The sequence below is a fragment of the Xylophilus sp. PBN-3R genome (assembly GCF_057747805.1).
The window spans coordinates 203,287-226,644 of the sequence record NZ_JBYLEE010000002.1 but is presented as its reverse complement, the minus strand read 5'-3'; the positions used below and the strand labels follow the sequence as shown (position 1 = coordinate 226,644).

Genomic DNA, 23,358 nt, shown 5'->3' with positions numbered 1-23,358 from the left:
CAGGCCCATATCCTGCTGGCCACGGAAACGGCCGAGGGACGCGGCCCTGCGCCTGACTTCGAGTTCAACACCTATGTGCCGAGCGCCACCGCCCCTCCGGGCTCGGGCGGGCTACGCCGCCAATTCGGGACGAAGACCGCGTCGCCGAGGGGATACCCGTGCAAGGTCTTCGGAAGCTGCATTGCCAGCACCAGGAAAGGCGGACACAGGCCATTGACGCCACCCGCATGTTCCGGAAGGCGCTCGGTCTGCGGCGCGGGCACCATCAACCGCCGGTCGGCGTCGATCCAGATCGCGTCGGCGCCGACCAGGCGGTCGTCCTGCACCAGGGTCAGCATCTTGCGATCCGGCGTCAGCACCGCGATGCGCCGTGCCTCGACGTCCCCCAGGTAGATCTTGCCGAGGCTGTCGATGGCACTGCCGCCGATGGACGGCGTGTCGGATACGGTTTCGATGCGGGCAGCCAGCTCGGCGTCGCCCTGCCCCTGGTCCCACAGGGCCGCGGTTTCGATACGGCGCAGAGGCCCCGCAGAAAATGCCCAGCAGAGCCAGCGCCCGTCTGCCGACAACCCGATCACATCGGACTGGACCTGCGGCCGCTTGCCCTGCGCGTCCTGTAGCGGCCGGCCGCCGTAGCCCTTCAGCACGCGGCCGGGATCGACCTTGAGCAGCGGGTGCCCGGACAGCCGCCGCAAGCTTCGCCCGGACGCCAGGTCGTGCAGCCCGATGCCGCCCAGCCCGCTGTCGGTGACATAGATGCGCGAGCCCTGCTTGCGAAGGTCGTTCATCGAAGCGCCCTCGGGCAGGATGCTGTCGTCGAATGCCAGGCGATGGACCAGGCTGCCGTCCGGCCGGAAGGCGAGCAGCTTCTGCCCGCCGGGCAGCACATGCTTGCGGTCCGGCGCGCCCTGGTCGACGATCCACACCAGGTTGTCGTCGAAGACATGCAGTGCGTTGACCTGCAGCAGCCGGTCGGATGGTCGAGCGCACGCGCGGCATCATCGTCTCGATGTCGTCGCTGGCCGGCAAGGCCTACCTGGGCGACATCGTCGGCTGCCACTACAGCGCCACCAAGGCGGCGCTGATCGGTTTTACCCGCCATCTGGCCGGCGAGCTGGGGCCGTTCGGCATCACCGTGAATGCGCTGGCGCCCGGCCGAATCGCCACGCCGCTGCTGAAGTCGGTCTCGGCGGAAGCCAACGACACGGTGGTCCGGGTCACGCCGCTGCGACGGCTGGGCGAGCCGGGCGAGGTGGCCGATGTCTGCTGTTACCTCACTTCCGACGAGGCTCGGTTCGTCACCGGGCAGGTGCTGGACGTTGCGGGTGGCCGGCTCATGACCTGAAGTGCCCGCCAGACTGCTGCGGGTGGGAGGCACAAGCTTTGCCGGCCCGGCATTCGCGCTTCCCCTATGCTCTGCGTCCCATGCGATATGAACTAACCGATCTGCGGCTTTTCCTGGAAATCGCGCAGGCCAAGAACCTTTCCACGGGCGCGGCCGCCGTCCACATCACCGCGTCCTCCGCCAGCTACCGGCTGAAGAACCTCGAACACGCACTGGGCACGGCGATGTTCGTGCGCAACCCGCGAGGGATGGAACTGACGCCGGCAGGCGAGGCGATGCTCGGGCACGTGCGTGAACTGTTCGAGGGGGTGGAGCGCATGCACGGTGATGTCGGGCGCTTCATTTCCGGGCTGAAAGGCCATGTGCGCCTGATCGCCAACAGCAGTGCACTGAACGGATTCGCAACCACCTGCATCGGACGATTTCTGGTTCTCAACCCCGACATCGATGCGGACATTGAAGAACGGCAGAGCGAGACCATTCCCGGTGCCATCCTGGCGCGCGAGGCCGATATCGGGATCTTTGCCGGCCCGACCGCGATGGACGGCCTGCAAGTCCACCGTTATGCGATGGACCGGCTGGTCATCGTGACGCCTCCGGATCATCTGCTGGCACAGCAGTCGGAAGTCCGGCTGGGCGCGGCGCTCGACTTCGACTTCGTCTGCATGAACCGGGACAGCAGCAATTTCCTCTTTCTCCGCGACATGGCCCACAAGACCGGAAAGCCGCTACGCGCGCGTCTGCACGGCCACAGCTTCGACGCGATCCTTTCCCTGGTCAGCCTGGGTGTGGGCGTAGCGCTGGTCCCCAGGAGCGTTGTGCACGAACGTTACGGCGCTAGCCTGAGAGTCATTCCCCTGGCCGAACCCTGGGCCTTGCGCGAGCTGACACTAGTGGTGAGGGACGAGGCCAAGCTGCCGTCGTTCGCCAAAGCCATGATGCAGTTCTTGCTGGACGACCCCAACGTTTTACTCAGCCACCAGGGCCGCTAACTCTGCGCTCTTGCTGTCGTGCGACCGACACCGCCGGCGGTATCGTTTCAAAAGATGAAAGCACGCGTTCGAATCTTTCGGATGGATCGTTGCTCCCGTGATTCCTAAACTCGAGAAGCGTCGGGGGCGGGCATGAAGACCTGCTTGCGGCAGGACATCACAGGAGACAAGACAAGTGGCAAAGCCATCACGCTTCACCGCCCTGACGGGCCGGTTGATCCACGCCTTCGCAGGCCTGACCATCGCATCTGCCGGGCTGCCCGCATATGCGCTGACCGGAAACTACCCCTCACGGCCGGTCACGGTGGTGGTCGCCTTTGCGCCGGGTGGCATGACCGATATCGTGAGCCGCCTGCTCGCCAAGGAACTGACCGACACGTTCAAGAAGCCGTTCATCATCGAGAACAGGGCCGGGGCGGCGGGCCAAATCGGCACCGAATACGTCGCGCGGCGACCGTCCGACGGCTACACCCTGCTGGTGAGCGCCACCGGCCATGTGATCGCACCCGCCACCCAACCCAAAGTCAACTACGAGCCGGTAAAGGATTTCGAGCCGGTGGCCATCCTGGCCAAGGCGCCCAATCTGCTGGTGGTCAATCCCGCGGTTCCGGTGCACAGCGTTCCCGAATTCATCAAGTGGGCCAAGACACAGCCCAACGTGCCCTACGCATCGGCCGGTGTGGGTGGTTCAACCCACCTTTCAGGCGAGTTGCTGCGAACCGCCAGCGGGTTGCCACTGACCCATATCGCCTACAAGGGCGCGTCGCCCGGCATCAGCGACACAGTTGCCGGTCAGGTGCCGATGGCATTCGAGGATTCGATGAGCGTCTCGGCTTTTATCGCATCCGGCAAGCTGCGCCCGGTCGCCATCACCAGCGCCGAACGCAGCAGTGTGTTCCCGGGCCTGCCTACCCTGAAGGAATCCGGTTTCAAGGACTTCGACCTGTACACCTGGCTCGGCCTGTACGCACCGGCCGGCACGCCCGCCGACATCGTCTTGGCGCTGAACAAGGCCACCGGCCGGATCATGAATTCACCGGAAATGCTGCAGCGGCTGAAAGCCCAGTACAGCGAGCCCGTAGGTGTACTGGATGTGCCTGCCACTCGGACCTATGTGCAGCGAGAGGTCGCCAAATGGCGCGACCTCGTCAAATTGACCGGCGTCAAGGTCGAGGAGTGATGAGCGTGGATGTTTCGATGATGAATGAAAAACCAGAACAGGTCGTCGGTGCCGACGCCCGTTATTTCGCGAGCCTGGGCGAAGGCCGGTTCGAGATACCGAGATGCGAGGACTGCAAGCGCTGGCACTTCTTCCCGCGGGTGTGCTGCCCGCATTGCGGCTCGGAGGCGCTGCGCTGGGCAGAACCGTCGTGCCTGGGCACGGTGTACTCGGTAACCGTGGTGCGCCGCCCGGACGGCGGCGACTACACCGTCTGCCTGGTCGACCTGCAGGAGGGCCCGCGCATGATGAGCCGGGTGGTCGACATGTCGCCCGACCATGTGCGTATCGGTTTGCCCGTGCGTGCCCGAATCGATGCGACGGACGCAGGCCCGTTGCTGGTTTTCGTCGCGCAGGGAGGTGCAGCATGAAGGCTTACGGTCGCGGCTCCATTGCCGTCCTGGGTACCGGCATGGCCGGATTGGGCCACGCCGGTGGCGCCACCGAACAGGAAATCATCGCCCGTGCGTCGGTGCAGGCGGTTGCCCGCAGCGGCCTGAAGATGCAGGACATCGACGGCATCATCACTTCCAGCCTGACCTCGCCGTGGTGGGTGATGCGTATGTCTGAGTACCTCGGCATCCGGCCGAAATTCTCGGACAGCACCATGTTCGGCGGCTCGTCCTTCATCGCCGACCTGAAGATCGCCGCCATGGCCATCGCTGCCGGCGAATGCGAAAACGTTCTGGTCTGCTACGGCAGCACGCCACGCAGCGTGCCAAGCAGTTCACGCATCAACCAGATGCGCGCCGAGCTGGACCCGCAGCCCTACGAGCATCCCTACAAGCCGTTCAATCCGGTGTCGAGCTACGCACTGGCCGCGGCCCGCCACATGCACCAGTACGGCACCACCCGCAAGCAACTGGCCGAGGTCGCGGTGGCGGCGCGGCAGTGGGCGCAACTCAATCCGGATGCGTTCTCGCGGGGGCCGCTGTCGATAGACGACGTTCTTAACGCCAAGATGATTTCCGACCCGCTGACCGTGCGCGACTGTTGCCTGGTGACCGACGGCGCTGGCGCCTTTGTGGTCACTTCTGCCGAGCGGGCGCGTGACCTGCACCAGAAGCCGATCTACGTGCTGGGCACCGGCCACGCGCACTGGCACCGGCAGATCTCGTGCATGGACGATGTGACGGTGACGCCCGCAGTAGATTCCGGCGGGGCGGCGTTTGCCCAGGCGGGGCTGACGCCGGCCGACATCGACGTGGTCGAGCTGTACGACGCCTTCACCATCAATCCCATCCTGTTCCTGGAAGACCTGGGCTTCTGCAGGAAAGGCGAGGGCGGAGCTTTCATCGAGGGCGGCCGCATCGCTCCGGGTGGGGCTTTTCCGATGAACACCAACGGCGGCGGGCTGTCCTTCACCCACCCGGGCATGTACAGCATTTTTCTTGTCATCGAAGCGGTCACGCAGCTGCGCCGCGAGGGTGGAGACCGGCAGGTGGCCGACGCCGCCGTCGCACTGGTGCATGGCAACGGCGGCGTGCTGTCCAGCCAGGCGACGGCCATCCTGTCCAACGCGTTGTGAGCCAAACGGACCTTCTACATGATCGATAAATTCATGCCTACTGCAGCGCAGGCGCTCGCCGATGTACACGACGGCGCCACCATCCTGGTCAGCGGCTTCGGCCTGGCTGGCCAGGCGGTGGACCTGCTAGACGCACTTGCCGAGCAGGGTGCCAGGGACCTGACGGTCGTCTGCAACAACAGCGGCAGCGCCGATACTGGGCTGGCGAGGCTGATTCGTCTCGGCCGTGTGCGCAAGCTCATCGCTTCCTATCCGCGCGGAGCCGAATCCGGAGCCTTCGAGGACGCCTACGCAAAAGGGCTGATCGAATACGAATGCGTGCCGCAGGGCACCCTGGCCGAACGCCTGCGCGCGGGCGGCTCCGGACTGGGCGGTTTCCTCACACCCACTGGCTACGGCACCGAGCTTGCCGCTGGCAAGGAAACCCGCGTCATCGACGGCAAGGGTTATGTCTTCGAGAAGCCTTTGCGGGGCGATTTCGCGCTGGTGAAGGCGCTGGCCGCCGACCGCTGGGGCAATCTGGTGTACCGCAAGGCCGGCCGCAATTTCGGGCCTCCGATGTGCATGGCGGCACGAGTGGCCATCGTGCAGGTGAGCGAACAAAGGGAGCTGGGCGCCATCGACCCGGAAGTGGTCGTTACGCCGGGTATTTTCGTGCAGCGGGTGGTGCGCATCAGCGACGCCGCCAACAACAGCGTGCCTACGCTGCAAGCCATGGGAGTCGCAGCATGATCGCCCGCCGTACCCGTGAACAGATGGCCCAGACGCTGGCGGCCGATATTCCCGACGGCTCTTACGTCAACCTCGGGATCGGCCTGCCGGTGATGGCGCTGCAGTATTGGAAGGCCCAGCAGGAGATCGTGGTGCAGAGCGAGAACGGCATCCTCGGAATGCGCAGCCTGGAACCGGGCGAAGCCGTCGACCCGGACATGATGAACGCCGCCAAGAAGCCGGTCGGCCTGGTGGACGGTGGCTCTTTCTTCCACCATTCCGACTCGTTCGCGATGATGCGTGGTGGCCACCTCGACTACTGCGTGCTGGGCGGCTACGAGGTGTCGGCCGGCGGCGACCTGGCCAACTGGTCGCTCGGCCAGCCCGGCCATGCGGCGGCGGTCGGTGGCGCGATGGACCTGGTCGTCGGTGCACGCAATGTGTACGTGCTGATGGAACACACCACCCGTGAGGGCTTGCCGCGCATCGTGAAGCAATGTTCGCTGCCCTTGACGGGCGCCGGCTGCGTGCGCCGGGTCTACACCGACCTCGCGACCATCGAGATCGATGACGGTCTGCTGCAGGTGCTGCAGATGGTGCCGGGCCTGACCCCGGAGGCGCTGCAGGCCGTGACCGGCGCTCCCCTGACTTTCAAGATGGACGAGGTCGCAGCATGAACATGCAGGATTCCCTTCACGCTTTCCGCGAAGAAGTCCGCGCCTTCCTGCGCGACGAATTGCCCGAGCCGCTGCGCCAGTCGGTGCTGCAGCACCGGCGTCTGCGCAAGGCCGATTTCCTGGGCTGGCTGGACATTCTCAACAGCCGAGGCTGGGCCGCGCCGGCCTGGCCGGTGGAGCATGGCGGAACCGGCTGGTCGGTCATGCAGCGCCACATCTTCGATGAGGAATGCGCTCTGGCCGGCGCCCCCGAAGTTCCGCCCTTCGGCATTCGCATGATTGCCCCGGTCCTGATGAAATACGGCAGCGACGCCCAGCGAGCACTGTACCTGCCACGCATCCTTTCGGGTGCCGACTGGTGGTGCCAGGGATATTCGGAGCCAGGCTCCGGCTCCGACCTGGCTTCGCTCAAAACACGCGCTGTCATCGACGGCGACCATTTCGTGGTGACCGGCCAGAAGACCTGGACCACCTATGCGCAGTACGCCGACAAGATGTTCTGCCTGGTCCGCACCGACCCGTCGGCCAAGGCGCAACGCGGCATCTCCTTTCTGCTCATCGACATGAAAAGCCCGGGTGTCAGCATCCGGCCGATCCGCACACTGGACGGCGACCGCGAAATCAACGAGGTTTTCCTGGACGATGTGCGGGTGCCGCTGGAAAACCTGGTGGGTGAACTCAACCAGGGCTGGACCTGCGCCAAATATCTGCTGTCGCACGAACGCACCGGTGCCGCCCGGGTCGGCCGTGCAAAACGCGAACTGGCTTTCCTGAAGAACATCGCCGCGCAGAGGGTGGTGGACGGCAAACGCCTGATCGACGATCCGGTGTTCTCGCGCGACATCGCCAGGGTCGAGATCGACTTGCTGGCTTTGGAGCACACCGCGTTGCGCATGCTCGACATGATCGACGCAGGCGGCGGCCACGGCGCGGAGGCTTCCATTCTGAAATACATGGGCACTTCGATCGCGCAGGCCATCACCGAGCTGAGCACGCAGTCGCTGGGCGTGGCGGCGTTGCCCTATGAAGATGCTGCTTTCGCAGCCTTCACACGGCCGCTGGAGGACGGTGTGGGCGAGCGCGCATCGAGCAACCCTGAATGGGCCGGCGCGGTTGCCGGTTTTCATCTCAACCTCCGCAAGATCTCCATCTACGGCGGCACCGACGAAGTGCAGAAGAACATCATCGCCAAAACGGCGTTGGGACTGTGAGCGCCACCATGTACCCCCATTACGACGAAGACCAGAATATGTTGGCCGACGCGGTTTCACGCATGGCGCGCGACCGGCCACAGGACGAGGTGGCCGGCTGGGCCGACCTGGTGGAGCTGGGATTGCCCGGCCTGGGCGTGCCGGAAGAGCAGGGTGGCTCCGGCGCTGGCTGCGCAGGTTTCCATGCGGTGCTCGAAATGTTGGGCCGGCACCTGGTGGCCAGCCCCTTTCTTTCTTCCGCCCTGTGCTGCACGCAGCTGGTGCTGCGCTGCGCCACACCGCAGCAGCGCGCCCGCCTGCTGCCCGCGCTGGCGGATGGCAGCCTGGTGCTGGCCCTGGCCAGCGGCGAGCCGCATACCGACTACCGCGTGGACACCCCCACCACAAACGCTTTCCCCGATGCCGGCGGATGGCGGCTTGAAGGTCGCAAGACCACAGTGGTCAACGGCGGCGATGCCGCTGCATGGCTGGTCACGGCCCGCCTGCCGGACGGCGGCCTGGGCATATTCCTGCTGCACGAATCGACGCCGGGGCTCACGGTCAGCCGTTATCCGTGCATCGACGGCACGCGCGGCTGCGACCTGGTGTTGAACCAGGTCCACCTGGCAAACCAGCAGCGTCTGGGCGACGGCACCGCCGACATTCCGGCCGCGCTGGAGGCCGCGCAGGACGCTACCGTCGCCGGCCAGTGCGCCGAGTCGGTCGGCCTCCAGGCATTCCTGCTCGACACCACGGTTGCCTATGCCAAGGAACGCCGCCAGTTCGGCGCAGCCATCGGAAGTTTCCAGGCGGTGCAACATCGCCTCGCCGAAATGCTGGTGGCTGTAGAACAGGCCCGGTCGCTGGCCTGGCACGCCGCTGCGGTGGTCGATGGGCAGGACGCCGACGCACGCCGCGTGGCGGTATCGGCCGCCAAGGCCCGATGCATCGAAAGCGGCCGATTCGTCGGCATGCAGGCCATCCACCTGCACGGCGGAATGGGTATGACCGAAGAGTTGTCGGTCGGCCGCTACGTCAAGCGCCTGCTGGCAATCGAGCACAGCCTGGGCGACGCACGCCACCATTTCGCGCGTTTCGTCGCGCTGTCGCAAAACACCCCTGCCGAGGCGCTCGCATCATGAAGACATCCTCCCCCGCCGAATCGCTTTCGGACACCGTGAACGTCGAGATCCAGGACGGCGTCGCCGTGCTGACCATCGACAACCCACCCGTCAACGGCCTGGGCAATACCGTTCGCGCCGGGCTGTTCAAGGGCATCGAATACGCCATCGCGTCCGACAGCGTCTGCGCAGTCGTCATCACCGGCGCCGGCAAGGTCTTCTGTGGTGGCGCCGACATCCGCCAGTTCAATACCTCGGCAGCCATCGAGAAACCCATGTCGCGCGACGTGCTGGCCCTGATAGCGCAGTGCCGCAAGCCGGTTGTCGCGGCCATTCAGGGCGTGGCCCTGGGCGGCGGCCTCGAGCTGGCACTGGGCTGTCACTACCGCATCGCCACGCCCGACGCCAGACTGGGCCTGCCCGAGGCCAATCTGGGCCTCATCCCGGGAGGCGGTGGCACCCAGCGCCTCCCCCGCCTGGTCGGTCTGCAGCCGGCGGGCGATCTGATCCTGTCCGGCGCGCCGGTGATCGCCACCAAGGCCCTGGCATCGGGCCTGGTCGATTTTCTGGCCGAGCACGAACTGCTGGCCGAAGCAGTCGTCTTCGCCCGGCTCAAGTCCGCATCTGCCAGCCCCCATCCGCTGGTGTCGCAGATGCCGCTGGAAAGCGGCGGCGCAGACTTCGATGCGATGCGCGCCAGGCTCAATCCGCGGCAGCGCAACGTTCTGGCCCAACGCGCTGCGCTCGACTGTCTGGAAGCCGCTACCCGGCTCGGTTTCGAGGAAGGTCTGACCTACGAGCGTTCGGTATTCGACCAGCTGCTGGTGGCGCCCGAATCGCTGGCGCTGCGCCATCTGTTCTTCGCCGAACGTGAAGCCCCCCGCATCGTCGGCCAGGCCCGTGGTGCGGCCCTGCGCCCGCTCAAGAAGGTCGCCATCCTGGGCGCCGGCACCATGGGCGGCGGCATTGCCATGGCTTTTGCCAACGTCGGCCTGCCGGTGGTACTGCTGGAACGAGAACAGGCAGCGCTGGACCGGGGCCTGGGCCTGATCCGCCGCAACTACGAGGTCACGGTTGGCAAGGGCAAGCTGACAGCCGAAGCCATGGAAAAACGCATCGGCCTGCTGCAGCCCACCATCGAATTCAACGACATCGCTGACGCCGACCTGGTGATCGAGGCGGTGTACGAAGACATGGCGGTGAAAAAGGAAGTCTTCGCCCGGCTGGACGCAGTGTGCAAGCCTGGCGCCATCCTCGCCACCAACACTTCGCGCTTGAGCATCGACGAGATCGCGGCTTCGACCTCGCGTCCCCAGGACGTCATTGGCCTGCATTTCTTCAGCCCGGCCAACGTGATGCGGTTGCTTGAAGTTGTGCGCGGCGAACGCACCGCCGAAGACGTGCTGGCGACTTGCATGCGCATGGCGGAATCCATCGGCAAGATCCCCGTGCTGGTCCGCGTATGCGAAGGTTTCGTCGGCAACCGCATGCTCACCGGGTACTGGCGCGAAGCCGGATTCCTGCTGGAAGAGGGCGCTTCGCCGCAGCAGGTCGACGGCGCGCTGACACGTTTCGGCATGGCCATGGGCCCGCTCACCATGGCTGACCTGGCCGGCATGGACATCAACTGGGCGACCCGCAAGCGCCTGGCACCCATCCGCCCCGCACACCTGCGTTATTCGAAGGTGGCCGACCGCATCTGCGAAGCCGGGCGCTACGGCCAGAAGACCTCGGCCGGTTACTACCGCTACGAGCCCGCGAGTCGCACGCCGATCCCGGACCCGGTGGTGGATGAAATCATCGTGGCCTGCGCTGCCGAAGCCGGTATCGAGCGGCGCCAAGTAACCGACGCCGAGATCGTGGAGCGCTGCATGCTGGCCCTGGTCAACGAAGGTGCCCGAATCCTGGATGAAGGCATTGCGCAGCGTTCGTCCGACATCGACGTGGTTTACGTGCATGGCTACGGCTTTCCCGCGTCGCGGGGCGGGCCTATGTTCTACGCCGAAACCCTGGGCCTGAAGAACACGCTGGAACGCATCGAGCACCTGCGCGCCGTTCAGGGCGAACACTGGGTGCCGGCGCCGCTGCTGGTGCGCCTGGTGGCGGAAGGCAAGACGCGTTTTGGCTGAGCCGGCCAGCCCGGTGCCGCCGGGCTTTGTCGAATACCCGCCGGTCAGCCCCTTCCTGGGCCTGTTCGGCCCGATGTACGCCCGTGACGAGGCCGATGGAACCACCACCATCGGCCTGCGGCTGGTGTCCATCCACATGAACCACCAGGGCACGGCGCACGGCGGCATGCTGGCGTCTATCGCCGACAACAGCCTGGGCTTCAACGTGGCGCGCGCCATGGGCGGGCCGGTGGCGACGGTGCACCTTTCGCTTGACTATCTGGATCGTTGCCCGGTGGGTGAATGGCTCGAGGCCAGGACCCTGATAGACCGGCGCGGCGGGCGCATGTGTTTCGCGCAGTGCACCGCGTTCATCGGCGGTCGCCCGGTCCTCAAGGCCAGCGGCGTTTTCAGCGCGATACGGGTGCGCGCTGCCGGGTGAAACCCGCCTGGGTCGTTCGAAAAACACCAAGCCGGGATTCGAAACATTCGACTGGATGAAGCGTCGATGCATTCCTAGACTGCAGTCAAATTCAGCAGTGGAGACAGAATGCTTGACCGTGCCCTCGATGGCGTGAAAGTCCTCGACCTATCCAGGATCCTCGCCGGTCCCTGGTGCACCCAGAACCTTGCGGACCTGGGTGCCGAAGTCCTGAAAATCGAAAGTCCAGGCCGTGGCGACGACACCCGGCAATGGGGCCCGCCCTACGTGGGTGACGACGAAAACGGCGAGCGGCTTTCCGCATATTTCAATTGCTGCAACCGTGGCAAGCAATCGCGCACCATCGATTTCAGTGATCCGGCCGGTGCCGACCTGGTGCGTGAGCTGGTGCGCGACGCCGACGTGGTGGTCGAGAACTTCAAGGCCGGCTCACTGGCCAAATACGGACTGGACCAGGCCACGTTGCGGGCAATCAATCCGCGGCTGATCTATGTGTCCATCACAGGCTTCGGCCAGACCGGCCCGATGGCCGACAAGCCCGGCTACGACTACGTTTTCCAGGGCATGGGTGGCCTGATGAGCTATACCGGCCCCGCCGACGGTGAACCGGGTGCCGGCCCCTTGCGGACGGGCGTGGCGGTGGTGGACCTGTCCACCGGCATGTACGCCACATCGGCGGTGCTCGCCGCGCTGTTCCAGCGCAGCCGCACCGGCCAGGGCCAGTACATCGACATCGCCCTGCTCGATGTGGCCGTGGCCCTGAACGCCAACCAGGGTGCCAACTACCTGGCCTCGGGCGAGGTGCCGCAACGCAGCGGCAATGCTCATCCCAACTGCGCTCCTTACGAAGTCTTCCGCTGCGCCGACGGCTACCTGATCCTGGCAATCGGCAACGACGGCCAGTTCCGCAGGTTCTGCGATGTAGCAGGCATGCCCGAACTGGCCCTCGAAGAACGCTTTGCCACCAACCCGGCGCGCATGGGTAACCTGCCGGCACTGCGCGAAGTCCTGGTCGCGCTGTTCCCGAACCGTAGCCGCAGCGCCTGGACGGACGCCTTCGACAAGGCCGGTGTGCCTTGGGGGCCCATCAACGACATGAAGGATGTTTTCGATCATCCGCAGGTGCGGCATCGCAAGCTCGTGCAGGTGCTGCGTCACCCGGTGCTGGGAGACATCAGGACCGTGCGAAACCCCATGCTCGCCGCGCCGAGCCGGCCGCTGGACCAGGCCTTGCCGCCGCCGCTTCTGAACGAACAGCTGCAAGGCGTGGCGTTCAGCGAATGAGTTGACGAAATGGGGCGGCAGGTGCCGTCCCGTTGATGCAGCGACCCGGTCGTGCCCTTGGCCGGTGATCCATAACGACAGGAGACATATGAAAAAACGTACCTTGCTGATGCTCGCCGCCTGTGCCGGCGCGCTAGCTTCGCCCGCCTGGTCACAGGCTTATCCCGACCGCCCGGTGAAGCTCGTGGTGCCCTATGCGCCCGGCGGCACGACTGACCTGCTTGCGCGAATCGTCGCTAACCGCCTGGGCATTGAACTCAAGCAGCCTTTCGTGGTCGAGAACCGTCCGGGTGCAGGCGGCGCGGTAGGCAGCGCATATGCCGCGAAGCAGCCGGCCGATGGCTACACGCTGGTGATGGTGGTCGAAAGCTCCCATGCGGTGAATCCCAACGTCTATGCCAAGACCAGTTACGACCCGGTCAAGGATTTCGCACCCATCAGCAATCTCGCCGACGTGCCGAACGTGCTGGTGGTGAATCCCGGTTTTCCTGCAAAAGACATCGCCGGGCTGGTGAAGGAGCTCAAGGCCCATCCGGCCAAGTATTCATTCGGCTCTTCGGGCAACGGCGGTCTTAGCCACATCAATGGCGAGTTGTTCAAGCATGTGACCGGCACGGACATGCTCCACGTGCCCTACAAGGGCCTCGGCCCGGCCCTGACCGACCTGATGGCGGGCCAGATCAACATGGTGTTTGACAACATCCCGTCGTCGGCCGGAATGATCGAGGGCGGGCAGACGCGGGCCATCGCAGTGGCTGCGAAATCCCGGCTGAAGCTTCTTCCCAACGTGCCTACGTACGCCGAAGCCGGGCTGCCGGCCATGAACAACCCGTCCTGGTTCGGCATCGGCGCACCCGCCGGCACGCCGGCCCCGATCCTCGACCAGCTCAACAAGGCTGTGCGCGCCGCGCTTGCCAATCCCGACGTCGTCGCTGCCATCGAAAAACAGGGCGCCATCCCCAGTCCCACATCACGAGCCGACTTCTCGGCGCTCATCGCCAGCCAGAACACCATGTGGAAAAAAGTCATTCACGACATCGGTTTCGAAAAGCTCTGATATGGACAGGAACCTCGATACGACAACAGATGCCTCGCACGCCGCCGTGAGCATCGACGCGGACGGAATCGCCGTCGTCACCATCCGCAATGCGGGTTCGCTCAACATCCTCGGCACCCCGGTGATCGACCAGGTACGGAGCGCCATCGACACGCTGGCCGCGGACGCAAGGGTGCGGGTGCTGGTGCTGCGAGGCACGGGCGACAAGGCATTCGTCGCGGGCGCCGACATCAAGGAAATGGGCGTGATGAACGAGAGCAGCGGCCGTCTGTTCATCGACAACCTGCGCCGCCTGTGCGACGCGGTGCGGCTATTCCCGACGCCGGTCATCGCCCGCATTCCCGGCTGGGCGCTGGGCGGCGGGCTGGAACTGGCCGCTGCCTGCGACATCCGCATCGCCTCCAACCGTGCGCATTTCGGCATGCCCGAAGTCAAGGTGGGCATTCCTTCGATCATCCACGCTGCCTTGCTGCCACGCCTGCTCGGCCAGGCGCGCGCCAACTGGCTGCTGCTGACCGGCGAGAACATCGACGCGGCCCAGGCACTGTTGTGGGGACTGGTCGACAGCGTGGTGCCGCACGACCGGCTAGACGATGAAGTGTCACGCCAGGCCCGGCAGTTCGCCCATTACGGACCTTCGGTTCTCAGGCAACAAAAAAGACTTTTGCGCGAGTGGCAGGAAAAGCCGCTCGAGCGCGCCATCACCGATGGCGTGGAGGAATTCGCGAGCGCGTTCGCCACTGGTGAGCCGAGCCGATACATGAGCGCTTTCATTCACAAGAAGTAGTCGCAAGACTCAGGACCAGGAGACAAAAAATGATCCGTATCAATCGCCGCCGCATTTCGGCAGCAATGGCTGCTTGCGCCGTACTCTCGACCATCGCCGGCCAGGCTTTCGCACAGGGCGCCGCGCAATGGCCCAGCAAGCCGGTGACCATCGTCGTCGCCTACCCACCCGGCGGCATGACCGACATCACCACCCGCCTGCTGGCCAAGGAACTGTCGACCACTTTCGGCCAACCCTTCATCGTCGACAACCGGGCAGGGGCGGCCGGCCAGGTGGGCACCGAATACGTGGCCCGCAAGCCTGCCGACGGATACACGCTGCTGGTGACGGCCACCGGCTACGTCATCTCGCCGGTGACGCGGGCCAAGGTGGGCTACGACCCTGTAAAGGACCTGATCCCCTTAGCCATGCTGGTGCAGACGCCCAACATGATCGTGGTGAATCCATCGGTCAAGGCGACCTCCGTGCCGGAATTCCTGGCTTGGGCAAAGACCCAGAAGTCCATTCCGTTCGGCAGTTCCGGTGCGGGCGGCTCGACCCACCTGGGTGGTGAACTGCTGCGGCACGTCACCGGATTGCCCTTCACCCATATTGCGTACCGCGGCGCGGCCGCAGCGGTGCAGGACACGGTTGCAGGTCAGATTCCCATGGCCGTGCAGGATTCGGTCACTGTCGCGCCCTACATCGCCAGTGGAAACCTTCGGCCCATCGCGGTGACCAGTGCGGAGCGCAGCTCGATTTTCCCGCAGGTGCCGACCCTCAAGGAATTCGGCTACAAGGATTTCGATGTCTATACCTGGCTGGCATTACTCGCACCCGCTGGCACACCTTCAGATATTGCGCAGAAGATCAATACCGTCACCAACAAGATCATGCATTCGCCGGAAATGCTGGAAAGCCTGAAGAAACAATCCAGCGAACCCATGCAGGCCAGGAACCTGGACGAATCACGCAAGTTCATCGACGCTGAACTGGTCAAGTGGCGAGAGCTGGTACGGGTCACCGGAGTGAAGATCGAGGAGTGACCGGTAGTCGATTGACCCATGGTGCGGGGTTATCGGCTCCGCATCGCTTGAACTGCTCAGGAAAATAGAATGAATGGCGCTGAAAAACTGGTTCGTACACTGCTCGCCGAAGGCGTCGAAGTATGTTTTACAAACCCCGGTACATCTGAAATGCATTTTGTCGCGGCGCTCGACAAGGTGGACGGTTTGAAATGTGTTCTGGGCCTGCATGAAACCGTTGTCACCGGTGCGGCGGATGGATATTTTCGGATCAGCGGAAAACCCGCCGCCACACTTTTGCACCTGGGCCCCGGCCTGTGTAACGGCTTGGCCAATCTCCATAATGCCCGCAAGGCACGCTCCGGCATCATCAACATCGTTGGTGACCACACCGTCACGCACCTGGCGCTCGACGCGCCCCTGACCTCCGACCTGCCCGCCATCGCGGGCTCCATGTCCGACTGGGTGCAATACCTGGCGTCGGACACGCTGGCCGAAGCTGGGCGCGAAGCAGTGCGCCGCAGCAGCGGCCGTACCGGCGGCATTGCCACGGTGGTATTGCCGGCAGACATCGCCTGGACCGAATCGCCTGAATCGCCAGCGCCCTCCCGTCCGCCGGTAGCGCCGCAAGCCAGCAAGGCCATGCCGGCCCACAAGGTGGCAGAGGCTATGCGGTCCGACCCTCGTTCTACGCTAGTGCTGTTGGGTGGAACCGCATTGCGGGCCGACTGCACCCGCCTGGCCGCCCAGGTTGCCGGCAAGACCGGCGCCTCGTTGCGAGCCGAATATTTCGTGGCGCGCATGGAGCGCGGCGCCGGCCGTGCACTGGTGCCCCGCCTGCCTTATGCAGCCGAAGCAGCCGAAGCGGTGCTGGCGCCTTTCGGCCGAATCGTGCTGGTCAATGCGCGTGCGCCAGTGGCGTTCTTCGCCTATCCACACCGACAGGGAGAGCTCTGGCCCAAGGACTGCGAGATCCTGACGCTCAGCGAAGTCGAGGACGATCCGCAAGCTGCCCTTACGGCACTTGTCGAGGCTCTGGATGCCGGCTCGGTCGTGCCCGCACTAGTGCCGCCGGTGTCGGGCGACCTGCCTGCCGAGGACGTGTTGTCGTCCGAAAGCATCGGGCGAGCCATCGCCCTTACCCTGCCGGAAAACGCCATCGTGGTGGACGAGTCGGTGACCACCGGCTGGCGTCTGGACGCCATGACGGCCGATGCCAGGCCGCACGACTGGCTGACGAGTTGCGGCGGAGCCATCGGTTTCGCCCTTCCGACGGCGCTCGGGGCGGCCGTTGCCGCGCCCCACCGGCGGGTATTGGCTCTGGAAGGCGACGGAAGCGGCATGTACAGCCTGCAGGCGCTATGGTCCATCGCACGCGAAAATCTGGATGTGACCACTGTCGTCTTCGTCAACCGTGCGTATGCCATCCTGCGGCGGGAATTGACGGCGGTCGGTGTGACCGCGCCGGGCGAACGTGCCATCGACATGCTGTCCCTGACGCGCCCGGATCTGGACTGGTGCGCGCTATCGAAAGGGATGGGAATGCGGTCGAAGCGCGTCGACGGTTTGCGCCAATTCAAGGAAGCGCTTGAAGCATCGTTTGCCGCGTCCGGTCCGATGCTGATCGAAGTCCTGATCTAAGGAGTTACGCATGGATCGTTTCAATCCCCCGCGCAATATTTCCGCAACCGAATGGACGGCCCGGGTCAACCTGGCTGCCTGCTATCGGCTGGTCGCGCTGTATGGCTGGAGCGACCTGGTCGCCACGCACATCAGCGCGAAGATTCCGCATCCAGGAGAGCCAGGGCGGCACGAGTTCCTGATCAACCCGTACGGCTACATGTTCGACGAAATCACCGCTTCGTCGCTGGTGAAGATCGACCTGGAAGGCAACAAGCTCGACGACAGCCCGGACGATGTGAACCGGGCCGGTTTTGTCATCCATTCGGCTATCCACCAGGCCCGCCCAGAGGTTGGCTGCGTCATCCATACGCATACTAAGGCGGGCGTTGCGGTCAGTGCGCAGCAGTGCGGGCTGCTCCCGATCTCGCAGCAGGCCACGCTCGTCATGGGTTCGCTTGCATATCACGACTATGAGGGCCTCGCGGTGCACGACGAGGAAAAAGTGCGGCTGCAGGTCGACCTCGGGCAGGCGAAACACATGATCCTGCGAAACCACGGGCTGCTGACCGTCGGCGTGTCGGTGGCCGATACGTTCAAGGCCATGTACACGCTTGAATCGGCCTGCCAGATACAAGTCACAGCGCAGTGCGGCGGCCCGCTGATCGACATACGGCCCGAGGTGCTGGCCGGTGTCGCCGCCGCGGTAAACATCATCCAGGGCGGCACCAGTCTGGCCGACCGCGCATGGCCTTCGCTGCTGCGAAGGCTCGACCGACTGAACCCCGGCTATGACGCCTGAAGTCACCGCCCTGCGAGCGCGTATCCAGGCCAGCTTCGATGCGCAGGGCCTGATGGCCACTATGGGAGCGAGCCTCGAGGCCGTGCATGACGGCGAAGTCCGCATCGCACTGCCGTTTTCCACGCGCCTTGCACAGCAGCAAGGGTTTCTGCATGCAGGTGCCGTGTCGAGCATCCTCGACAGCGCCTGCGGTTATGCGGCGCTCACCCGGGCCGGCGAGGGCCTTGAGGTGGTCACTGCCGAATTCAAGATCAACCTGGTCCGGCCTGCCATCGGCCTGCGTTTCGTGGCGGTTGGCCGGGTGGTCAACGCGGGCCGGATGCTAACGGTCTGCAATGGTGAGGTATTGGCCTTCACGGCACATGCCGACATCGCTCCCAAGGTGGTGGCCGTCATGCAGGCGACGATCGTGAACGTGAAGCCCTGACGCTGCAGTGAGGGCCGGCGGTGTGAAAATCAGCCGTTTGGGCCGGACACATGAGAGCGCAAGAAGCCCTGGCCTGCTCGTCCGGCATGCCGACTCGCTTCACGCAAAGTTTTGATGACGACGACCCCTTCAAGCAATACAAACCTTCGCTACCGCTTCATCAGCTACCTGGTCACCGGCTCCATGTTCATGGAGGTGCTTGACGGCAACATCATCAGCACAGCGTTACCTGAGATGGCACGGTCGTTCGGCGTGGAAACGCTTTCCTTGAACATCGCCATGAGCGCCTACATGCTTGCGTTGGCGGTCTTCATTCCGATTAGCGGCTGGGTCGCAGACCGCTTGGGTGCAAAGCGGGTATTTGCCTGTGCCATCGCCGGCTTCACGCTGAGTTCGGTGCTGTGCGGGCTGGCGACCGACCTTCACTTGTTCGTGGCCCTGCGTGTGCTGCAGGGTGCGTGCGGCGCGCTCATGGTGCCGGTCGGCCGACTACTGGTGTTGCGCCACACACCCAGGGAAAACCGCATGGCTGCGATGGCGAACCTTGTATGGCCAGCGCTGGTCGCACCGGTCATCGCGCCTCCGCTCGGAGGTTTCATTGTTCACCATACGAGCTGGCACTGGATCTTCTTTTTTAACCTGCCGCTCGGTCTGGCCGCCCTGGTGCTCGCGCTTGTCCTGATTCCCGAGATGCCGGCTGAACCGCGCCAGCGTTTCGACTGGCCCGGATTCCTGCTCAGCGGCACCGGCATTTTCCTGCTACTGACCTCGCTCGAAAGATTGACGATGCGGCTCGATGCCGCAAGCTGTGTAGCGGTGGTTGTATCGCTGCTGCTCCTAGCTGCCGCCATCAGGCATTTTCTCCGGGCCCGCGATCCGATGCTGGACCTGAAACCGTTACGCATCGCGACCTTCCGGGTCACCATCCTGAGCGGCTCCGTCACCCGCATGGGGATTGGTGCGCTGCCGTTCCTGCTACCCCTGATGTTCCAGCTCGGCTTTGGGTACGACCCTTTCCATTCGGGGCTCTTACTGCTGGCGGTTTTCGCAGGAAACCTGGCGATGAAGTCCATTACCACACCCATCCTGCGGCGCTTCGGCTACCGCCCCGTCATGCTGTGGAATGGCGGCCTCGCAGCCCTATGCCTGGCAGCTTGCGCATTGATCGGGCCGGAGACATCCCCGCTCCTCGTCATCCCCCTGCTGGTCGCCAACGGCATGACCAGGTCCATGCAATTCACTTGCCTCGGCACGCTCGCTTTTTCCGATGTACCGGACGAACAGATGTCGCATGCGAATGGACTTTCCAATGTCGTGTCGCAACTCAGCATGGCGGCGGGCATCACGACTGGAGCCATGGCAGTACGGCTGGGCGAAGTGGCTGCACCGGCCGCCCACCTTGGAATGGCCGCCGCGCCGTACCGCATTGCGTTTGTGGTCGCGGCCCTTTTCGTGTTGGCTGGACTCGTAGGCACCTTTCGCCTTCCGGCGGGAGCGGGGAACCATTTCGTGTCGGCCCGTAAAAAACGCGGCGTGCGGTAATAAAGCGGCGCCGGCTACAAGTGCTTTGCAGGTCGGCGCCGACGGGTTTTCAATTGCCCGCTAGACGTGCAACGGCAATGCGCTGTCTGAGACTTTGAGCCTAAGAATCAGATCTATGTGGCCGATGCGACTATGCGGTTGGTGCCACTTGCGGTTGTACTGTTAGCTAGCCAAGGTGTCAGTTCGCTCGGCTGATTATTGGTATGACTTGCCTTATGCCACTCGAGCAATGGTCGACCGGATAATCGTTCTGCCTTCCCACCGGTATTGCGGCCCGTGTGGCATGGTGAAATTGTGTTGGTTGCAAAAGCGCATCCAGACCGACTTCGATGCGCAGTTGCGAGACGGCGAAGTCAATGTCGAACTTATTACGAAAGCAGGCTGGCCCAGCAACACGGCTCCTTAAATGGAGGTGTCGTGTCGAGCATCCTGGACAACGTTTGCGGATACGCCGCGATGACACGGGCCGGCCCGGGCCCCAATGTGGTCACGGCGGAATTCAAAATCAATTTCCTGAGTCCCGCCAAATGAAGCCGATTCTTGGCGGTTGATGCGTCGTCACTTCGGGCCACACTTTCACCGTGGGCGGCGACGTCCGCTCCTTCGAGGCGGATGCCGGCGAACCGCACAAGGTGGTCGCCGTCATGCAGGCCACCGAGGTGAACGTGGAAGCCTGACGCGTCCCTTACCGTTGGAATGCGGCTTTAATACCCGCCGGTCAGTCGATCTTGATGCCGGACACTTTGACCAAGTTTTGAATCTTCGCCGTATCCGCCACAAGCGTTTTGGCCAGGTCGTTTTCGCCCGGGCCACGCACGTACAGCCCCGCCGCCATTAGGCGTTTGACCAGTTCCGGATCCTTCAGCGCAAGCGAGATTTCCGTTTCCAGCTTCTGGGTGATAGGTCCGGGAGTGCTGCTGGCCACGAAACAGCCAATCCAGACTGATCCCACGATGCCGTGGTAACCCGCCTCGTCGAGGGTGGGGACCTGCGGCAGCCCGGGCAGGCGGTGCGAGGACCCGACCGCAAGTGCCGTAAGCTTTTTGCTTTCCACGAAGGATGCCACCGTGGTGATGGTGTCGAAGGACACATCGACGGTGCCGGCAATCAGGTCGGTGAGGGAACGCGCGCTGCCGGTGTACGGGATATGCACAACGTCGATCTTCGCCTCCTGCTTTAGGGATTCCATCGCCAGGTGGGATGTCGTACCGTTGCCGGGTGTCGCGTAAGTCAGCTTGCCCGGGTTGGCGCGTGCCGCATCGATGAACCCCTTCAGGTCGCTGAACGACGCACCCGGCCGCGCTACGAGCGCCAGCGGGATATCCCCCGCCAGCACGACCGGTTTCAGCGCGTCTGGCGAATAACTCAGGCTCTTTTGGATGAAACGGTTGGTAATCACCGCGCCGGTATTAGCTAATGAAATCGTATAGCCGTCGGCCGGTTGCTGCGCCACGTAGCCGAGGGCCAAGCCGCCGCCCTGGCCGGGCTTGTTTTCAATGATGAAAGCCTGCCCCATGCGCTGAGTCAGCCGTTCGGCCAGTACCCGTGCGATGGTGTCCGTGGCCTGGCCCGGCGGAAAACCCACGATGATGCGCACCACCCGATTGGGGTAATTTCCCGCTGGTTGCGCGCTGGCCGAAGTGGCGAGCAAGGCGGTGCCGGCGCTGAGTGTCGCCACGAATTGACGTCTATCCATTTTTTGTCTCCTTCGACTTGAATTAGATTTTTTTGCGGATCAGGTATTTTTGAAAACCTTCCATGACCAGTTCTTTTCTCTGGTTATGAACGGTCGAGCCAAGTGTCACCACACCCGTGCTTTTTCCTGGCGTCAGCTCGGTGACACGCAAGGTCGTATAAAGCGTGTCGCCCGAAAAAACAGGCTTGAGAAACTTACTGCCCTGCTCGATGAATCCTTTCATCGAGTCTTCAACATGATGTGGAAAATAACCGGCACCAGCCGCCGTCTGGATGAGAATCTGAAAACCATGTGCACCCAGGGCAGGCATGCCGTGTGCCTTACAATATTCCAAGTCATAATGGCTGGGGTGATTATCCGCGCTTGCCAGCTGGAAGGCCGCGAACAACGCATCGGTCATCGTGCGCGACGGAATGGGAAATTCCTCGCCGAGAGAGAAATCATCGAAATAATATTGCTTGAAGAAATTTGACATATTTTCTTAATCCTGGAGATTACTGAGATGCAAGGACAAGACCAGCCACGACGCCGGTCTCGAAAAGCTCGGCTTGTGCATCGGCCGATATCCCGATATCTCGCAGGATTTCGGCTGTGTGTTCCCCATGCAGCGGGGCGTGACGCACCGCGCGCCGGGCGGCACCGTCGAAACGCACCGGATAACCCACGGCGCTGACCGGACCCAGCACCGGATGGCTGGTTTCAACCAGCAGTCCACGGGTGGCGACCTGCGGGTCGGCCAAAGCCTTGTCCAGCGTATTGATAGGCGAGCAGGGAATACCGCCAGTGCGCAAGGCATTCACCCATTCCTCGACCGAACGAGTGGCAATCACCTCCGCAACCATGGAAACGGTCTCTTCGAAATGGGCGACGCGGGCACCGTTCGTCGTAAACTTTGGATCGTCCTGCCGAGACTGCAGGCCGGCCACGCCGCAGAATTTGCGCCACTGCGCATCATTACCTATGCCGACCATCATAAAACCGTCAGCGGCCTCGAACGCCTGGTAGGGCGCCATGGCCGGATGCGCCGTCCCCATACGCGCCGGCACCCGGCCGGTGCGCCAGTAGTTCTGAGCCAAGTAACTCATTTGCGACATCGCGGTATCGAGCAGGGACACCTCAACATACGACCCGTGGCCCGTGCGATGGCGCTCCAGCAAGGCGGCCAGGATGCCGCTCAGCGCATAAGAACCAGTGCCAAGATCGACAGGCGAAAAGCTGGCGCGGGTGGGTGCTCCCCCGGGGTCGCCCATGGTGCTGATCATTCCGCTGAAAGCTTGCAGCATCACGTCATAGCCCGGTTCGGACCCCATCGGGCCGTCGCGCCCATAACCCGAGATTTCGAGATAGATGATGTTCGGGTTTAGTGCCTTGAGGGTGTCGTAATCGACGCCAAGTTTCTTTGCGGTGCCGCCTCCAAAACCCTGCAGCACGATATCAGCCTGCTGAACCAGTCGGTGCACGATAGCTAGGCCAGCGTCGGATTTCAAATCTACGGCTATACTTCTTTTATTATTATTGACTGCCAGGAACGTCGCAGATTGACCTTTTTCCTGAGGCAGCCAGGATCTCGTATCGTCACCACCGACCACCGGTTCGACCTTGATAACTTCTGCGCCTAGTTCACCGAGAAATTGACCGCATAATGGGCCTGCCAGCACCTTGCTTAAATCGATCACGACTATGTCTTTGAGGGGCTGCATAATGGATTCTTTACGTAAGGCTAATTTTTTAGAATCGTACCCTGCGCAATTACAAACGGCAATTTGAAAAAATTGAGCAGCCTTTAGAATTTTGCTAACATGCATT

Annotated in this window: 23 protein-coding genes and 1 pseudogene; 20 read left to right on the top strand and 4 right to left on the bottom strand. The window is 63.5% G+C overall.

Going from position 1 to position 23,358, the window contains the following annotated elements; genetic code table 11:
* Positions 1-71 precede the first annotated feature (71 nt).
* Positions 72-926, bottom strand: a complete 855-nt coding sequence (locus AC3ANW_RS24255) for an SMP-30/gluconolactonase/LRE family protein (RefSeq protein ID WP_488345587.1) — start codon at positions 924-926, stop codon at positions 72-74.
* Positions 927-976: 50 nt separating this feature from the next.
* Here AC3ANW_RS24255 and AC3ANW_RS24250 point away from each other — a divergent pair.
* From AC3ANW_RS24250 to AC3ANW_RS24155, 20 genes and pseudogenes are all read left to right on the top strand, one after another.
* Positions 977-1,345: pseudogene (locus tag AC3ANW_RS24250) on the top strand (SDR family oxidoreductase); the annotation flags it as partial.
* An 80-nt stretch (positions 1,346-1,425) separates the two neighbouring features.
* Positions 1,426-2,337: a LysR family transcriptional regulator gene (locus AC3ANW_RS24245; protein WP_488345586.1), complete on the top strand. Its 912-nt coding sequence runs from the start codon at positions 1,426-1,428 to the stop codon at positions 2,335-2,337.
* Between the two features lie 175 nt (positions 2,338-2,512).
* Positions 2,513-3,517 (top strand): tripartite tricarboxylate transporter substrate binding protein, encoded by a 1,005-nt coding sequence (locus AC3ANW_RS24240; protein WP_488345585.1) that lies wholly within the window; start codon positions 2,513-2,515, stop codon positions 3,515-3,517.
* Positions 3,518-3,534: 17 nt separating this feature from the next.
* On the top strand, positions 3,535-3,927 hold the full coding sequence (locus AC3ANW_RS24235) for a Zn-ribbon domain-containing OB-fold protein (protein WP_488345584.1): 393 nt from the start codon (positions 3,535-3,537) through the stop codon (positions 3,925-3,927).
* A complete protein-coding gene (locus AC3ANW_RS24230; protein WP_488345583.1) occupies positions 3,924-5,084 on the top strand; it encodes a thiolase in 1,161 nt (386 codons plus the stop codon). Before AC3ANW_RS24235 ends, AC3ANW_RS24230 begins: the two co-directional genes overlap by 4 nt.
* Before the next feature lie 18 nt (positions 5,085-5,102).
* Positions 5,103-5,816: a 3-oxoacid CoA-transferase subunit A gene (locus AC3ANW_RS24225; protein WP_488345582.1), complete on the top strand. Its 714-nt coding sequence runs from the start codon at positions 5,103-5,105 to the stop codon at positions 5,814-5,816.
* Entirely contained in the window at positions 5,813-6,472 is a 660-nt protein-coding gene (locus tag AC3ANW_RS24220; protein ID WP_488345581.1) for a 3-oxoacid CoA-transferase subunit B, read from the top strand. Before AC3ANW_RS24225 ends, AC3ANW_RS24220 begins: the two co-directional genes overlap by 4 nt.
* Entirely contained in the window at positions 6,469-7,683 is a 1,215-nt protein-coding gene (locus AC3ANW_RS24215; protein ID WP_488345580.1) for an acyl-CoA dehydrogenase family protein, read from the top strand. Before AC3ANW_RS24220 ends, AC3ANW_RS24215 begins: the two co-directional genes overlap by 4 nt.
* 8 nt (positions 7,684-7,691) lie before the next feature.
* Entirely contained in the window at positions 7,692-8,804 is a 1,113-nt protein-coding gene (locus tag AC3ANW_RS24210) for an acyl-CoA dehydrogenase family protein (protein WP_488345579.1), read from the top strand.
* Positions 8,801-10,912, top strand: coding sequence for a 3-hydroxyacyl-CoA dehydrogenase NAD-binding domain-containing protein (locus tag AC3ANW_RS24205; RefSeq protein ID WP_488345578.1), 2,112 nt, complete (start codon positions 8,801-8,803; stop codon positions 10,910-10,912). The genes AC3ANW_RS24210 and AC3ANW_RS24205 overlap by 4 nt, the downstream gene beginning before the upstream one ends.
* Positions 10,905-11,333: a PaaI family thioesterase gene (locus tag AC3ANW_RS24200; RefSeq protein ID WP_488345577.1), complete on the top strand. Its 429-nt coding sequence runs from the start codon at positions 10,905-10,907 to the stop codon at positions 11,331-11,333. Before AC3ANW_RS24205 ends, AC3ANW_RS24200 begins: the two co-directional genes overlap by 8 nt.
* A 108-nt stretch (positions 11,334-11,441) precedes the next feature.
* Positions 11,442-12,617 carry a CaiB/BaiF CoA transferase family protein gene (locus tag AC3ANW_RS24195; protein ID WP_488345576.1) on the top strand — a complete coding sequence of 392 codons (1,176 nt, stop codon included), beginning with the start codon at positions 11,442-11,444 and terminating at the stop codon, positions 12,615-12,617.
* A gap of 88 nt (positions 12,618-12,705) precedes the next feature.
* Positions 12,706-13,674 (top strand): Bug family tripartite tricarboxylate transporter substrate binding protein, encoded by a 969-nt coding sequence (locus tag AC3ANW_RS24190; protein ID WP_488345575.1) that lies wholly within the window; start codon positions 12,706-12,708, stop codon positions 13,672-13,674.
* Position 13,675: 1 nt separating this feature from the next.
* The gene (locus tag AC3ANW_RS24185) at positions 13,676-14,461 is read left to right on the top strand and encodes an enoyl-CoA hydratase (protein WP_488345574.1); all 786 of its coding nucleotides are present in this window, start codon (positions 13,676-13,678) and stop codon (positions 14,459-14,461) included.
* Between the two features lie 29 nt (positions 14,462-14,490).
* Positions 14,491-15,486, top strand: a complete 996-nt coding sequence (locus AC3ANW_RS24180; RefSeq protein WP_488345573.1) for a Bug family tripartite tricarboxylate transporter substrate binding protein — start codon at positions 14,491-14,493, stop codon at positions 15,484-15,486.
* Positions 15,487-15,555: 69 nt separating this feature from the next.
* Positions 15,556-17,106 carry an acetolactate synthase large subunit gene (locus tag AC3ANW_RS24175; protein ID WP_488345572.1) on the top strand — a complete coding sequence of 517 codons (1,551 nt, stop codon included), beginning with the start codon at positions 15,556-15,558 and terminating at the stop codon, positions 17,104-17,106.
* Between the two features lie 10 nt (positions 17,107-17,116).
* Positions 17,117-17,887 (top strand): class II aldolase/adducin family protein, encoded by a 771-nt coding sequence (locus tag AC3ANW_RS24170; RefSeq protein ID WP_488345571.1) that lies wholly within the window; start codon positions 17,117-17,119, stop codon positions 17,885-17,887.
* Entirely contained in the window at positions 17,877-18,314 is a 438-nt protein-coding gene (locus tag AC3ANW_RS24165) for a PaaI family thioesterase (protein ID WP_488345570.1), read from the top strand. Before AC3ANW_RS24170 ends, AC3ANW_RS24165 begins: the two co-directional genes overlap by 11 nt.
* Before the next feature lie 114 nt (positions 18,315-18,428).
* Positions 18,429-19,856: a DHA2 family efflux MFS transporter permease subunit gene (locus AC3ANW_RS24160; RefSeq protein WP_488345569.1), complete on the top strand. Its 1,428-nt coding sequence runs from the start codon at positions 18,429-18,431 to the stop codon at positions 19,854-19,856.
* 276 nt (positions 19,857-20,132) lie between these two features.
* The gene (locus tag AC3ANW_RS24155; RefSeq protein ID WP_488345568.1) at positions 20,133-20,387 is read left to right on the top strand and encodes a PaaI family thioesterase; all 255 of its coding nucleotides are present in this window, start codon (positions 20,133-20,135) and stop codon (positions 20,385-20,387) included.
* Positions 20,388-20,574: 187 nt separating this feature from the next.
* On the opposite strand, the gene AC3ANW_RS24150 is transcribed toward AC3ANW_RS24155, so the two are convergent.
* The 3 genes from AC3ANW_RS24150 to AC3ANW_RS24140 are packed head-to-tail and all read right to left on the bottom strand — an operon-like array spanning position 20,575 to position 23,252.
* Positions 20,575-21,552 carry a Bug family tripartite tricarboxylate transporter substrate binding protein gene (locus AC3ANW_RS24150; RefSeq protein ID WP_488345567.1) on the bottom strand — a complete coding sequence of 326 codons (978 nt, stop codon included), beginning with the start codon at positions 21,550-21,552 and terminating at the stop codon, positions 20,575-20,577.
* Between the two features lie 22 nt (positions 21,553-21,574).
* Positions 21,575-22,027, bottom strand: a complete 453-nt coding sequence (locus AC3ANW_RS24145; protein ID WP_488345566.1) for a MaoC family dehydratase — start codon at positions 22,025-22,027, stop codon at positions 21,575-21,577.
* Between the two features lie 19 nt (positions 22,028-22,046).
* On the bottom strand, positions 22,047-23,252 hold the full coding sequence (locus tag AC3ANW_RS24140; protein ID WP_488345743.1) for a CaiB/BaiF CoA transferase family protein: 1,206 nt from the start codon (positions 23,250-23,252) through the stop codon (positions 22,047-22,049).
* Positions 23,253-23,358 lie beyond the last annotated feature (106 nt).